This is a genomic window from Luteimonas rhizosphaerae, from assembly GCF_002849595.1.
In the GTDB taxonomy this organism is placed as follows: Bacteria; Pseudomonadota; Gammaproteobacteria; order Xanthomonadales; family Xanthomonadaceae; genus Luteimonas; species Luteimonas cellulosilyticus.
Map to the genome: position 1 here is coordinate 1 of NZ_NRQR01000011.1, position 13196 is coordinate 13196.

13 protein-coding genes are annotated in these 13196 nt (G+C 70.6%); 7 read left to right on the plus strand and 6 right to left on the minus strand.

Annotated elements, in window-relative coordinates; all coding sequences use genetic code 11:
• Both CJ022_RS04660 and gpmI read right to left on the minus strand, forming a co-directional pair.
• Positions 1–830 (minus strand): murein hydrolase activator EnvC family protein (locus CJ022_RS04660; RefSeq protein WP_458351491.1); only part of this gene is annotated, 830 nt, incomplete at its 3' end.
• A 2-nt stretch (positions 831–832) separates the two neighbouring features.
• Positions 833–2380, minus strand: a complete 1548-nt coding sequence (gene gpmI / locus CJ022_RS04665; protein WP_101925519.1) for a 2,3-bisphosphoglycerate-independent phosphoglycerate mutase — start codon at positions 2378–2380, stop codon at positions 833–835.
• A gap of 117 nt (positions 2381–2497) precedes the next feature.
• Between gpmI and CJ022_RS04670 the strand changes: the two genes are divergently transcribed.
• The 5 genes from CJ022_RS04670 to CJ022_RS04690 all read left to right on the plus strand — a co-directional run bounded on the left by CJ022_RS04670 (position 2498) and on the right by CJ022_RS04690 (position 6625).
• Positions 2498–3202 (plus strand): DUF4097 family beta strand repeat-containing protein, encoded by a 705-nt coding sequence (locus CJ022_RS04670; RefSeq protein WP_101925520.1) that lies wholly within the window; start codon positions 2498–2500, stop codon positions 3200–3202.
• A gap of 113 nt (positions 3203–3315) precedes the next feature.
• Positions 3316–5016, plus strand: coding sequence for a M28 family metallopeptidase (locus CJ022_RS04675; protein ID WP_101925521.1), 1701 nt, complete (start codon positions 3316–3318; stop codon positions 5014–5016).
• Positions 5017–5286: 270 nt separating this feature from the next.
• Entirely contained in the window at positions 5287–5682 is a 396-nt protein-coding gene (locus CJ022_RS04680) for an MAPEG family protein (RefSeq protein WP_101925522.1), read from the plus strand.
• A gap of 2 nt (positions 5683–5684) precedes the next feature.
• On the plus strand, positions 5685–6329 hold the full coding sequence (locus CJ022_RS04685) for an HAD-IB family hydrolase (protein WP_233198608.1): 645 nt from the start codon (positions 5685–5687) through the stop codon (positions 6327–6329).
• Positions 6326–6625 (plus strand): DUF4326 domain-containing protein, encoded by a 300-nt coding sequence (locus CJ022_RS04690; RefSeq protein ID WP_101925582.1) that lies wholly within the window; start codon positions 6326–6328, stop codon positions 6623–6625. The genes CJ022_RS04685 and CJ022_RS04690 overlap by 4 nt, the downstream gene beginning before the upstream one ends.
• A gap of 18 nt (positions 6626–6643) precedes the next feature.
• Here the strand turns inward: CJ022_RS04690 and tyrS are convergent, their stop codons facing one another.
• The gene (gene tyrS, locus CJ022_RS04695) at positions 6644–7852 is read right to left on the minus strand and encodes a tyrosine--tRNA ligase (protein WP_101925523.1); all 1209 of its coding nucleotides are present in this window, start codon (positions 7850–7852) and stop codon (positions 6644–6646) included.
• Between the two features lie 183 nt (positions 7853–8035).
• On the opposite strand from tyrS, the gene CJ022_RS04700 reads away from it, so the two are divergent.
• Together CJ022_RS04700 and CJ022_RS04705 are read left to right on the plus strand one after the other, a co-directional pair.
• Positions 8036–9493, plus strand: coding sequence for a M23 family metallopeptidase (locus CJ022_RS04700; RefSeq protein ID WP_101925524.1), 1458 nt, complete (start codon positions 8036–8038; stop codon positions 9491–9493).
• A gap of 64 nt (positions 9494–9557) precedes the next feature.
• On the plus strand, positions 9558–10712 hold the full coding sequence (locus CJ022_RS04705) for an anhydro-N-acetylmuramic acid kinase (protein WP_101925525.1): 1155 nt from the start codon (positions 9558–9560) through the stop codon (positions 10710–10712).
• A 33-nt stretch (positions 10713–10745) separates the two neighbouring features.
• Here the strand turns inward: CJ022_RS04705 and CJ022_RS04710 are convergent, their stop codons facing one another.
• From CJ022_RS04710 to CJ022_RS04720, 3 genes are read right to left on the minus strand one after another with little or no spacing between them, the layout of a single operon-like run.
• A complete protein-coding gene (locus CJ022_RS04710) occupies positions 10746–11018 on the minus strand; it encodes a hypothetical protein (RefSeq protein ID WP_101925526.1) in 273 nt (90 codons plus the stop codon).
• Positions 11015–12346, minus strand: coding sequence for an AmpG family muropeptide MFS transporter (locus CJ022_RS04715; RefSeq protein ID WP_101925527.1), 1332 nt, complete (start codon positions 12344–12346; stop codon positions 11015–11017). The genes CJ022_RS04710 and CJ022_RS04715 overlap by 4 nt, the downstream gene beginning before the upstream one ends.
• Positions 12343–13161: an exodeoxyribonuclease III gene (locus CJ022_RS04720; RefSeq protein ID WP_101925528.1), complete on the minus strand. Its 819-nt coding sequence runs from the start codon at positions 13159–13161 to the stop codon at positions 12343–12345. Before CJ022_RS04720 ends, CJ022_RS04715 begins: the two co-directional genes overlap by 4 nt.
• Between the last annotated feature and the right edge of the window lie 35 nt (positions 13162–13196).

Below are 13196 nucleotides of genomic sequence, written 5' to 3' on the forward strand. Positions count from 1 at the left end.
GGCGGCGTCTCGCCGCGGGCCACGGCCTGATCCCGGGCACGTTCGGCCGCCAGCGCACGTTCGCGCTCGCGTGCCGCCGCGGCGCGGCGCTCGGCTTCGGCGCGTCGCGCCGCTTCGCGCAGCTGGGCGAGCACGCGCTCCAGGCCGCGCGCATCGCGCCCCAGGGTTTTCTCGCGCGCGCTGCGATCGGCGAAACGCGATTCCAGGCCCTTGACCGCCTCGGCACGCTTGCCGCGATCGGCCTCGACCTGGGCCAGCTGCGCGCGCTGCGCCTGCTGCGCGGCCTCGAGCGCGGCGCGCCGGTCGTGGAGCGCGGCCTCGATGCCGTCGAGCTCGGCGACTTCGGCGCGCAGCACCGCGATGCGGTCGCTGCGCTGCTGCTGCAGATAGCGGTGGTAGGTCAGCAGGCGGCTGGCATCGGCGACCCGGTCCTGCGCGAGCATCAGCTTCAAAGGCGCGTCGTCGCCGATCGTGTACGCGGCCCGCAGCAGCGCGGCGAGTTCGGCGCGACGGCTGTCGATGGTGGCGTCGAGTTCCTGGCGCCGCGCCTGCAGGCGTTCCAGCGCAGCCTGTTCCTCGGCGAGCTGGATGCGGGTGTCGCGCAACGCGGTCGTCGACGCGGCGACCGCTTCGTCGGCCTCGCGCAGTTCGCGGGTCGCGGCGCCGCGCTGGGTTTCCAGGCGGCGGCGTTCCGCGGCGACGTCCTGCAGCTCCTTGCGCACGCGCTCCAGGCGACGCTCGGTGTCGCGGCTGTTCTGCGCCGCGGCGTCGAGCGTCGGCAGCGCGCTGGCCAGCAGCGCGACGAGCAGCAGCGCGCCGGCGCGGGGCATGTTCAGCCGTCGGCCTGCAGCAGGCTGCGCCCGGTCATCTCGGCCGGCGGGGCGACGCCGAGCAGGTCGAGGATCGTCGGTGCGAGATCGCGCAGCGCGCCGCCGCGGCGCAGCGGCACGTGGCGGCTGCCGACGTAGACCAGGTCGACCGGCCCGACCGTGTGCGAGGTGTGCGGCTCGCCGGTTTCCGGGTCGCGCATCATCTCGACGTTGCCGTGGTCGGCGGTGACCAGCAGCTCGCCGCCCTGGGCGCGGACGATCTCGACGATCTCGCCGACCGCGCGGTCGACGGTCTCGACCGCCGTGATCGCCGCCGACAGCACGCCGGTGTGGCCGACCATGTCGGGATTGGCGAAGTTGCACAGGATCACGTCAAAACGCGCGTCGCGGACCGCCTCGACCAGCTTCGCGCAGACCTCGGGCGCACTCATCTCCGGCTGCAGGTCGTAGGTCGCGACCTTCGGGCTCGGCACCAGGATGCGGTCCTCGCCGGGATAGGGATCCTCGCGGCCGCCGCTGAGGAAGAACGTCACGTGCGCATACTTCTCGGTCTCGGCGATGCGCAGCTGGGTCAGGCCCTGCGCGCCGAGCACTTCGCCCAGCGTGTTGAGCAGGTGGTCGGGCGCGAACGCCAGCGGCGCAGGCAGGTTGGCGTCGTATTCGGTCAGGCAGACGAAGCGCGCCAACTGCGGGCGGCGCGCGTCGAAGCCGTCGAATGCCGGACTGACGAACGCAGCGGTCAGCTGGCGGGCACGGTCGGCGCGGAAGTTCATGAACACCACCGCGTCGCCATCGGCGATCGGCGTGGCGCCGTCGATGACGGTCGGAGTGACGAATTCGTCGTTCTCGTCGCGCGCGTAGGCAGCGCGCAACGCGGCGAGTGCGTCGGGCGCGGTGGCGCCGCGGGCCTCGACGATCGCATCCCAGGCCTTGCGTACGCGGTCCCAGCGCTGGTCGCGGTCCATGGCGAAATACCGGCCGCCGACGCTGGCGACATGCGCGTTGCCGAGCGCGGCGCAGCGGTCCTGCAGCGCGCGCAGGCTGGCTTCGGCGGAGCGCGGCGGCATGTCGCGGCCGTCAGTGAACGCATGCACCGCGATCCGTGGCACGCCGCGGCGCTGCGCGAGTTCAAGCATCGCGAACACGTGCGCCTCGTGGCTGTGCACGCCACCCGGCGACAGCAGGCCGAACACGTGCAGGGTGCCGCCGCTGGCGAGCGCGGCATCGCAGGCGGCGTTGAGCTCGGCATTGTCGAAGAAACTGCCGTCCTCGATCGCCGCGTCGATGCGGGTCAGGTCCTGGTAGACGATGCGGCCGGCGCCGATGTTCATGTGGCCGACTTCCGAATTGCCCATCTGCCCATCGGGCAGGCCGACGTGGCGGCCTTCGGTGTGGATCAGCGTGGTGGGATGTTCGGCCAGCAGGCGCCGCCACACCGGCAGCTCGGCTTGCGCGATCGCGTTGTCGCGGGGGTCGTCGCGGTGGCCCCAGCCGTCGAGGATCAGCAGGACGACGGGGCGCGGTCGGGAGGAACGGGCGGCATGCGGCACGACGTTTGGCCCAGTGACGAAAGACAGATGCGATTGTAGCGAAGCGGCGGCAAGCTACCGTCGTCGACCGGCCTGCATTCACGCGCCGGTTCCGTCCTTCGCACCGGAGTTGTCGCCATGTCCCACGCCCCGCGTTCCGCCTTCCGTCCTGCTCCCCTGCTGCTGGCCTTGTCGCTGGCGTTTGGCGCCGGCGTCGCCTCGGCCCAGGACGACGTCTCCAAGGTCAACGGCGGCATCACCGCCGAGGCCGGCCAAGCCTACGGCGCACGGGTCAAGGACGTGGAAACCGTCAACGGGGGCATCCGTGCCGGCCACGACCTGCAGTCCGAGGACATCGAGACGGTCAACGGTGGCATCAACGTCGGCGACCGCGCCCGCGTCGACTCGCTGACCACCGTCAACGGCGGCATCCGGGTCGGCACCGGCGCGCAGATCGGCGGCAACGTCGAGAGTGTCAGCGGCGGCCTCTTTGTCGACCGCGACGGCCGCGTCGACGGCAATCTGACGACGGTCAATGGCGCGATCGGCATCGTCGCCACCGAGGTCACCGGCGACATCAAGACCGTCAACGGCGACATCACCGTGGGCGCAGGCTCGCACGTGCGCGGCAAGCTGACGGTCGAGAAGCCCTCGTCGAACTGGTTGCCGGTCACGATCAACCGCCGCAATCCGCGCGTGATCATCGGCCCCGACGCGGTCGTCGACGGGCCGCTTGAGTTCAAGCGCGAGGTCACGCTGTACGTGCACGCCACGGCGCGCACCGGCGCGATCACCGGCGCGACCGCGGTGGCCTACGACAGCGCGCGCGCCCCGGAGGAATGACCCCGCACCGGAGACGCCCGGCCACGCGCCTTCCGCCGCAACGGTGATCGGGCCGGGAGCGCGGGAGGGCCGCAGGCTATAGTGCGGACCTCGACCGAACTGGAGTCTCCCGGATGCGCCAACCTCTTCTTCTGCTGCCACTCGCGCTCGCGCTGGCCGCCTGCGGCAATCAGGACGCGGCGGCGCCCGACGCGGCGGCAACCGTGCCCGATGCGCAGGAAGCGCACGCGTTCTCGTCCGACATCACCACCGGCGATTTCGACGAGCTGGTGAAGACGCTCGCCTCCGACGGATTCGAAGGCCGCGCGCCCGGCACCGACGGCGAAGAGAAGACCGTCGAGTACATCAAGGCGCAGTTCGAGCGCATCGGCCTGCAGCCCGGCGGCGACAACAACGACTGGTACCAGACGGTGCCGATGGTCGAGACCACCGCCGACGATGCCACCGTGCTCAAGCTGCGCAACGAGGCCGGCACGCGCGATCTCGCCTTCGGCACCGACATGGTGATCGGCACCCGCAGCGGCCAGACCGAGATCAACGTCGCCGACAGCGACCTGGTGTTCGTCGGCTACGGCGTCAACGCGCCCGAGCAGGACTGGAACGATTACGCCGGCCTCGACGTCAAGGGCAAGACCGTCGTCATCCTGGTCAACGACCCGGGCTTCCACGCCGACGACGAGAGCCTGTTCGACGGCAAGCGCATGACCTACTACGGCCGCTGGACCTACAAGTACGAGGAAGCCGCACGCCAGGGCGCGGCCGCCGCACTGATCGTCCACGACACGCCCGGCGCGTCGTACGGCTGGGACGTGGTCAAGAATTCCTGGTCGGGCGCCCAGTTCGACCTGCGCGCCGAGGACGATCCGGAACCGCGCCTGCCGGCGCAGGGGTGGATCACCGGCGATGTCGCCAGGCAGTTGTTCGCCGAGGCGGGCCTCGATCTGGACGCGCAGATCCAGGCCGCCAACCAGCGCGGCTTCACGGCGGTGCCGCTGCAGGCCCAGGTCTCGTTCGACCTCAAGAGCACGATCGCCGAGAAGAGCTCGCGCAACGTCGTCGGCATCCTGCCGGGCACCGAGACGCCGGAGCAGGCCATCCTGTATCTCGCGCACTGGGACCACCTCGGCAAGCACGAAGGCGAGGGCGACGACCTGATCTACAACGGCGCGATCGACAACGCGACCGGCGTGGCCGGCATCATCGAGATCGCCGAGAAGTTCGCGACCAGCGAACCGAAGCCGAAGCGGTCGCTGGTGTTCCTCGCCGTGACGCTCGAGGAGTCTGGGCTGCTCGGCAGCAAGTACTACGTCGCCCAGCCGAGCTTCGACCTCGCCCAGACGGTCGGCGTCATCAACCTCGACGCGATGAGCGTCGCCGGACCGTCGCGCGACTTCGTCGTCACCGGCAAGGGCAGCTCGGAGCTCGAGGATCTGCTCAAAACGCAGGCCGACGCGCAGGGCCGCACGCTGGTGGAGGAAGGCAACACCGCCGGCGGCTTCTACTTCCGCTCCGACCATTTCAACTTCGCCAAGGCCGGCGTGCCGGCGCTGTACGCCAAGGGCGGCAACGACCTCGTCGACGGCGGCGCCGCCGCGGGCCAGGCCGCGACCGACGACTACGGCACGCGTTACCACCAGCCCAGCGACGAGTACAACCCGGACTGGAACCTCGAGGGCGTGGTGCAGGATCTCGACGCGCTGTACAACGTCGGCCGCACGCTGGCCGACGACGGCGTGTGGCCCAACTGGTACGAGGGCAACCCGTTCAAGGCCGTGCGCGACGCGCAGCGGACCGAGGCGGGCGGCAGCCGCTGACGCCCACCGTCCCGACGCGTCGCGAGGCGCGCCGCGACGCGACACAGGAGCGACGGCTGCGGCCGTCGCTTTTTTTATGCGCGGCAGCCACGCGCGCCTGCGCCGTCGACCCCGGCTACGTTCTCGGTCCCGAGCGCAGCGCAGGAAGCCTGGCGATCGCGACGGATGCCGGTCCCGCATCACGGATGCGGCGCGGCACAGGACGGCACTGAAGCTGCGCCACTGCCGTTGTATCGTCCGACTCACCTGTTCCCCGTCCGGAAATCCGTCATGACCCTCGCCGTCGCCTACCTCTGCGTGCTGGCCGCTGCGCTGCTGCCGTATCTGTGGGTGGCGATCGCGAAGGCCTCGGCGCCGCGCTACGACAACCGCGACCCGCGCGGCTGGATCGCGCGCCAGGACAATCCACGCCTGCAGCGCGCGTACCACGCGCACACCAATGCGCTGGAAGCGTTCGCCCCGTTCGCCGCCGGCGTGGCGCTGGCGCAACTGGGCGGCGTCGCGCCCGCCACGATCGCGGCGCTGGCGCTGGCCTTCGTCGCGTTGCGGCTGGTGCACGGCATCGCCTACATCGCCGACCGGCCGTTGCTGCGCAGCCTGGCGTGGATCGGCGCGCTCGCCTGCGTGGTCACGCTGTTCGTCCGCGCGGCGTTCGCGGTCGCCTGAGCGTGGCCGCGCACGACGTGGCAGCTGCGGGCAAACGCGGCGATCTCGCGCTGTTCGACTTCGACGGCACGATCACCACGCGCGAGACCTTTCCCGACTTCCTGCACCGCGCGATCCCGCCGCGGCGCAAGACGCTCGGCCTGCTGCTGTTCGCGCCGCTGGTCGTCGGGTACCGGCTGGGACTGGTCCCGGTCCACGCGCTGCGCGCGGCGCTGGTGCGCTACGCCTTCCGTGGCGTCGCGCGCGCACACGTCGACGCGGCCGGCGCGGCCTTCGCCAGCGACGTGCTGCCCTCGCTGGTCCGCCCGGAGATGCAGGCGCGCATCGACTGGCATCGCGCACGCGGCGACACGGTGGTCGTCGTGTCCGGCGGTTTCGACGTCTACGTGGGGCCCTGGTGTGCGGCGCAAGGCGTCGACTGGCTGTGCTCGTCGCTGGCCGATCGCGCGGGCCGGCTGACCGGGCGTTATGCCGGCGCGCAATGCGTCGCCGACGAGAAGGTGCGGCGGGTGAGCGCGCGCTACGATCTCAGCCGGTACGCCGCGGTCCACGCCTACGGCGACACCCACGAGGATCTCGCCCTGCTCGCCCTGGCCGATCACGCCACTTGGCGCGGCACGCCGTGGCAGCGTCCGGCGACCGCATGAGCGCGCCCGTGCGCCTGCAGCTGTCGCGGCGCCGCGGGTTCGACCTGCAGGCGCATTCGCGTGCACGCAACGGCCTGGAAGCACGCGTGGTCGCGCGACCGTCGCGCTGGGGCAATCCGTTCCGGATCGGCATCGACGGCGACCGGGCGGAATGCGTGGTCCGCTTCGCCCGGCAACTCGACGCGGATCCCGCGGCGCTGGACCTCGCGCCGCTGCGCGGCTGCAATCTCGCCTGCTGGTGCAGCCTCGACGGGCCCTGCCACGCCGACGTGCTGCTGGCGCGCGCGAACGCCTGACGGCGATCGCGGCCGGGCTCAGCCGGCGACCAGCCGCACCCGTGCGAAGTTGCGCTTGCCGACCTGCAGCACGCCCTCGAAGCCCGGCTTGAACTCCCGGCCCGCATCCTCGACCACCGCGCCGTCGCCCTTGACCGCGCGCTCCTCCAACTTGCGCCCGGCTTCCGAATTGCTCGGCGTGATCCCGGCCGCCGTCAGCAGCGCGCCGATGCGCAGGCCCTCGGCCGGCACCGTCACGTCCTGCAGCGGCAGCAGCGACACGTCGCCTTCGCCGGAGATCGCGACCTGCCAGCCGCGGATCGCGAGCTCGGCCGCATCGGCGTCGTGGAAGCGCGTCGCGAGTTCGCGCGCCAGGCGCAGCTTCACGTCGCGCGGGTTCAGCGTGCCGGCCTCGACGTCGGCCTTCAGCGCTTTCGCTTCGTCGATGCCGATGTCGAAGCTCAGCAGTTCGATCCAGTCCCACATCAGTGCGTCGCCGATCTTCATGGTCTTGTTGACCATGTCGATTGCCGGCTCCGTCACGCCGATGTAGTTGCCGAGCGATTTGCCCATCTTGTTGACGCCGTCGAGCCCGACCAGCAGCGGCATCGTCAGCACGATCTGCGGCGCCTGGCCGTGGCTTTCCTGCAGGCCGCGGCCCATCAGCAGGTTGAATTTCTGGTCGGTGCCGCCGCACTCGACATCGGCCTGCAGCGCGACGGAGTCGTAGCCCTGCACCAGCGGGTAGAGGAACTCGTGGATCGCGATCGGCTGCTGGCCGGCGTAGCGCTTGGCGAAGTCGTCGCGCTCGAGCATCCGCGCCACGGTGTGCGAGGAGGCGAGGCGGATCATGTCGGCCGCGCCCATCGCGGCGAACCATTCGGAGTTGAAGCGGACCTCGGTCTTCGCCTCGTCCAGCACCTTGAACACCTGCGCCTTGTAGGTCTCGGCGTTGGCCAGCACGTCCTCGCGCGACAGCGACTTGCGGGTCGCGCTCTTGCCCGAGGGGTCGCCGATCATCCCGGTGAAGTCGCCGATCAGGAAGATCACCTGGTGGCCGAGGTCCTGGAACTGGCGCAGCTTGTTGAGCAGCACCGTGTGGCCCAGATGCAGGTCCGGCGCGGTCGGGTCGAAACCGGCCTTGATCCGCAGCGGGCGGCCGAGCTTCAGGCGGGTCTCCAGATCCTCGCGCTTGAGGATCTCGTCGGTACCGCGGGCGATCAGGTCGACAGCGTGCTGCAGGGACATCGAAGTGGATCCGGCTGGGGCGCCGCCATGGCTTGCGACTGAATACGGACCATGGGTGTTAAGCGCGCGTTATTCGGTGAGCGGAGTGAAAATCCCAATGGCGTCAGGCATTTGACGCATGGACCTCACATCTCTATGTTACCCCGCTGACACACCTTTCACGCCATCCGGGGTCCCGACACGATGACGAACGCCGCTCCGCCGTCTCCGGACAACGCGCACCACCAGCAGGTGCTTCAAGACAACCTGCTGGCGGCCACCCGGAACCGGGCCCATGAGCAGGCCGCGTCCACCCGTCTGTTCCCCGGTCGCTGGACGCGTCGCGACTGGGCGCACGCCAGCCTGTTCGCGACCCTCGGCGCGCTGGTCATCACCCTGGTGCCGGGTTTCTCGCATGCGATGCGCGATGGCCACGACACCCCGCTGGTGACGATGTCGCTGGCGCTGCCGCCGCTGACAGCCGCCCAGCGCAGCGCGCAGGTCCAGGACAACTGGCAGATCGTCACCGTCGCCCAGGGCCAGACGCTCGGCTCGATCTTCGAAGACCTCGACCTGCCGGCGACGACGATGCACCGCATCCTCGAGCAGTCCGACGCGAAGGCGCGGCTGACGCGCATGCGGCCGGGCACCGAGCTCGCATTCGACCTCGCCGCCGACGGCCGCCTCAACAAGCTCCGCTACGACCGCAGCGACACCGAGCGCGTGGAACTGGCCCTGGTCGGCGACCGCGTCGAAGAGCAGGTCATCGAGCGTCCGGTCGAGCGCCGCAACGTCGTCATCAGCGGCATGGTCGGCCGCTCGCTGTTCCACTCGGCGCGCAAGCTGGGCCTCAGCGGCAGCAGCATCAACACGCTGACCGACGAGGTCTTCAAGTACGACATCGACTTCAACACCGACGTGACCCAGAACGACCGCTTCAGCGTCGTCGTCGAACAGATCTGGCGCGAAGGCGAGCTGATCGGCACCGGTCCGGTGCAGGCCGCGGTGTTCACCGCCAAGGGCAAGCCCTTCAGCGCGTTCCGTTACGAGCAGGACGGCAAGGCCGAGTACTACAACGCAGACGGCCGGCCGCTGAAGAAGAGCTTCATCCGCATGCCGATCCAGTACGCGCGCCTGAGCTCGCGCTTCGGCAACCGTCGGCATCCGGTGCTGGGCACGTCGCGCATGCACAAGGGCGTCGACTACGCCGCGCCGACCGGCACGCCGATCATGGCCGCCGGCGATGCGCGCGTGCAGTTCCGCGGCGTGCAGGGCGGCTACGGCAACACCGTGGTGCTCGACCACGGCCGCGGCCACACCACGCTGTACGCGCACATGTCGCGCTTCGGCAACATCCGCCAGGGCCAGCGCGTCGCCCAGGGCACGGTGATCGGCTACGTCGGCACCACCGGCCTGTCGACCGGCCCGCACCTGCACTACGAATTCCGCGTCAACGGCGCGCACCGCAACCCGCTGCAGCACACCATGCCCGAGCCCGATCCGCTGACCGGCACGGCGCTGGCGCAGTTCCGCCAGCAGACCGGCCCGGCCCTGGCGCGCATCCGCGACGTCGAAGACATCATCTACGCGCAGGTGCCGGCCAAGCCGGACCCCGACCGCCAGGTCGCCAGCGCGCCGCGCAACGGCGCCAACCGCGGATGACGACGACGCCCGGCCCTGCGCCGGGCGTTGCACATCCGGCCTCGCGTCCGACCGGCCTTCGTCCATGCATGACCTGTATCTCGGCCTGATCTCGGGCACCAGCGCCGACGGCATCGATGCGGCGCTGGTCGCGTTCGACGATGCGTCGCCGTCCGGCCCGCACGCGCCCGCGCTGCGCGCCCGCCTGGTGTTCGGTCGGACCTATCCCTGGGAGACCGCGCTGCGCCGGCAGCTGGTCGCCCTCGGCCAGCAGGATGCCGCGCTGACGCTCGACGACCTCGGCGAACTCGACACCCGCATCGCCGATGCCTTCGCGCAGGCCGCCTGCCAGTCGCTCGCCGACAGCGGCGTCGACCGCACGCAGGTCGCGGCGATCGGCTCGCACGGGCAGACACTGCGGCATCGCCCCCTGGGCCGCCACGGCGACGGTCGCTGGCCGTACACGGTGCAGCTCGGCGATCCCTCTCTGATCGCCGAGCGTTCCGGCCTGCGCACGGTCGCGGATTTCCGTCGCCGCGACGTCGCCGCCGGCGGTCACGGCGCGCCGCTGCTGCCGGCCCTGCACGCGGCGCTGCTGCAACGCTCCGGCGAAGACCGCGCGGTGCTGAATCTGGGCGGCATCGGCAACCTCACCCTGCTGCCCGGTGACGGCGGCCCGGTGCGCGGGTTCGATACCGGACCGGCGAACGGCCTGATGGATGCCTGGTGCCTGCGCCACACCGGCGCGGCCTTCGACCGCGATGGCGCACTGGCCGCGCGCGGCCGGGTCGACGCGGCGCTGCTCGCGCGCCTGCGCGCCGATCCCTGGTTCGCGCTGCCGCCGCCGAAATCCACCGGTCGCGACCAGTTCCATCTCGGCTGGGTGGAGGCGGCGCTCGGGCACGACGCGTCCGCCGCCGACGTCCAGGCGACGCTGCTGGCATTGAGCGCGGCGACCATCGCCGACGCGCTGCACGCGGCGCAGCCGGCGACCACGCGTCTGATCGCCTGCGGCGGCGGCGTGCACAACGGGGCGCTGATGCGCGGCCTGGCCGAGGCGTTGCCCGGCGTCATCGTCGAGTCGACGGCCGCGCACGGCCTCGATCCCGATTACGTCGAAGCGATGGGCTTCGCCTGGCTGGCGCGGCAGACCGTGTGCGGCCTGCCGGGCAATCTGCCTTCGGTCAGCGGCGCCGCCGGCCCGCGGATCCTCGGCGGCATCTTTCCCGCGAGCGACTGACGGCGTTCTGCCGTCGCGCGATCCACGCCCGTTTCAGCGGGCCGGCGCCGCCATGCGGTCGTCGTGGCGACCGATCATCGCGAAACCGGCGTCGTCGGGCACCTGCTCCATCGCGCGGATGGCCTCGCGCAGCGCGTCGGATTCGGCCGGCGCGAAGTCGCGCGCATCGTCGCCCAGCACCGCGTGCAGGCCCTTGTCGAGCAGCACGTGCAGCGTGCGCGACTGGCTCCAGCCGTTGGCGGCGGCGACGCGCTCAATGCGCTCCACCAGGGACGGGTCGGGATCGCGGAGGACGAGTTCGATCATGGGACGGCGTGTTCGCCAGCTTCCTGCTGCGGGGTTTCCTTGATACGCCGCCACAGCCACGCAAGCAAGGCCAGTGTCGGCAGCACGGTCAGCGCACTCAGCAGGAAGAACGTCGAGTACGAGCTCGCCTGCACCAGGTAACCGGACACGCCCCCGGCGAACTTGCCCGGCAGGTTCGCCAGCGACACCAGCAGGGCGAACTGGGTCGCGGTGAAGTTGCGATCGGTCAGCGACGACATGAACGCGATCAGCACGACGCCGGCGAAGCCCTGGAACAGGTTGTCGGCGGAGATCGCGGCGTAGAACGCCCAGATCTGGCCCGGGTACTGCGCCATCAGCAGGAAGGCGAGGTTCGACAGCGCCACGCCGAGCGTCGCGACCAGCAGCATGCGCCGGAACCCGAACGCCGCGACCGCGAGGCCGCCGGCGAACGCGCCGGCGATGCCCATCCACACGCCGAAGAGTTTCGACACCGTGGCGATGTCGGCCTTGCTGTACCCCGAGTCGAGATAGAACGGCCCCGACATCACGCCGATCACCTGGTCGGGGAACTTGAACAGACCGACGAACAGCAGCAGGGCCAGGCCGAGCGCCACGCCGTTGCCGGTGAAGAAGCTCGAGAACGGCTGCCAGAACGCGCCGATGAAATCGATCCGGCGCACGACCGTCGATTCCGGCGCGACCGGCTCGCGGCACAGCAGCGTCGTCGCGATCGGCAGCACCATCAGCGACGCCATCGCCAGATACGCCCATACCCAGTCGCGGTATTCGGCGAGGTACAGCGCGCCGGCGCCGGCCAGGATCAGGCCGAAGCGGTAGCCCAGCGTGTAGGTCGCCGCGAGCGCCGCCTGCGCGTTCGCCGGTGCCACTTCGATACGGTAGGCGTCGACGACGGAATCCTGGGTCGCGCCGGCGAACGAGGCCAGCAGCACCCAGCCGACCAGCGGGCCGACACCGAGACCGGGCCGGGTGAACGCCAGCGCCACCAGCGCCAGCAGCACGACGACCTGCGAGGCCAGCAGCCACGAGCGACGCCGGCCGAGGAACGCGGTCAGCGGAAACGCGTAGCGATCGATCAGCGGCGCCCACAGGAACTTCAGCAGGTAGAAGAAGCTCGCCAGGCTGATCAGGCCGATGCTGCCGAGATCCAGTCCCACGTCGCGCAGTCGCGTCGACAGGGTCTGCGACGCGATCAGCAGGAACGGCAGGCCGCTGCCGAAACCGAGGAACAGCATCGTCATCGCCGACGGCGTGGCGAACGCACGGCGGATGCCGCGCCAGCCCTTGTACGAGACCGGTGCCTCCGCGGCGCCCGCCGGCTGGCTCATGCGCGGTAGTCCACGACGAGCGGCGCGTGATCGGAGAACCGCGGCTCGGGATGCACCGACACCGCGCGCACGCGGTCGCGCAGCGACGGGGTGATGAACTGGTAGTCGATGCGCCAACCGACATCGTTGGCGCGCGCGGCGCCGCGATTGCTCCACCAGGTGTACTCGGGCGCATCGGGACGCAGCACGCGCAGCGCGTCGAGCCAGCCGGTCGCCGGCGGCTCGACCAGTCCGTCGCCGCAGGTGTCGCCGATCATGCCGTTGAGCCACGCGCGCTCGGGCGGCGTGCAGCCGGAATTCTTCTGGTTGCTGGTCCAGTTCTTGATGTCGTGGCGCGCGCGCACGATGTTCCAGTCGCCGCACAGCACGTAGTCGCGACCGCTGGCCAGCCAGTCGTCGAGGATGGGCTTGAGCCAGTCCATGACCTCGAACTTGAAGCCCTGGCGCAGCTCGCCCGACGACCCCGAGGGAATGTAGAACGACACCACGCTGAGATTGCCGAAGCGCGCTTCGATGTAGCGGCCTTCCTCGTCGAACGGCGCCCAGCCGAGCGCGGTGCGGATCTCGTCGGGTTCCTGGCGGGCGTAGATCGCCACGCCGCTGTAGCCCTTCTTCGTCGTCGCATCACGGAACCAGGCGCGGTAGCCGGGCGGCAGGAAATCCGCATGCAGGCCGTCGGTGCCGGCCAGCTGGTGTTCCTGGGCTTTGGTCTCCTGCATGCACAGCACGTCGGCGTCCTGCTGGACGAACCAGTCGAAGAAGCCCTTCTTCGCGGCGGAGCGCACGCCATTGGCGTTGAAACTGACGATCTTCATGCAGGCCCGGGGGAGCGTGATTCCGGCGCCAAGCC

Bases quoted from the DNA above. Each gene is read 5' to 3' on its own strand.
- CJ022_RS04670 (WP_101925520.1), top strand. From the start codon at position 2,498: ATGTCCCACGCCCCGCGTTCCGCCTTCCGTCCTGCTCCCCTGCTGCTG.
- CJ022_RS04675 (WP_101925521.1), top strand. From the start codon at position 3,316: ATGCGCCAACCTCTTCTTCTGCTGCCACTCGCGCTCGCGCTGGCCGCC.
- CJ022_RS04680 (WP_101925522.1), top strand. From the start codon at position 5,287: ATGACCCTCGCCGTCGCCTACCTCTGCGTGCTGGCCGCTGCGCTGCTG.
- CJ022_RS04690 (WP_101925582.1), top strand. From the start codon at position 6,326: ATGAGCGCGCCCGTGCGCCTGCAGCTGTCGCGGCGCCGCGGGTTCGAC.
- tyrS (WP_101925523.1), bottom strand. From the start codon at position 7,852: ATGTCCCTGCAGCACGCTGTCGACCTGATCGCCCGCGGTACCGACGAG.
- CJ022_RS04700 (WP_101925524.1), top strand. From the start codon at position 8,036: ATGACGAACGCCGCTCCGCCGTCTCCGGACAACGCGCACCACCAGCAG.
- CJ022_RS04705 (WP_101925525.1), top strand. From the start codon at position 9,558: ATGCATGACCTGTATCTCGGCCTGATCTCGGGCACCAGCGCCGACGGC.
- CJ022_RS04710 (WP_101925526.1), bottom strand. From the start codon at position 11,018: ATGATCGAACTCGTCCTCCGCGATCCCGACCCGTCCCTGGTGGAGCGC.
- CJ022_RS04715 (WP_101925527.1), bottom strand. From the start codon at position 12,346: ATGAGCCAGCCGGCGGGCGCCGCGGAGGCACCGGTCTCGTACAAGGGC.
- CJ022_RS04720 (WP_101925528.1), bottom strand. From the start codon at position 13,161: ATGAAGATCGTCAGTTTCAACGCCAATGGCGTGCGCTCCGCCGCGAAG.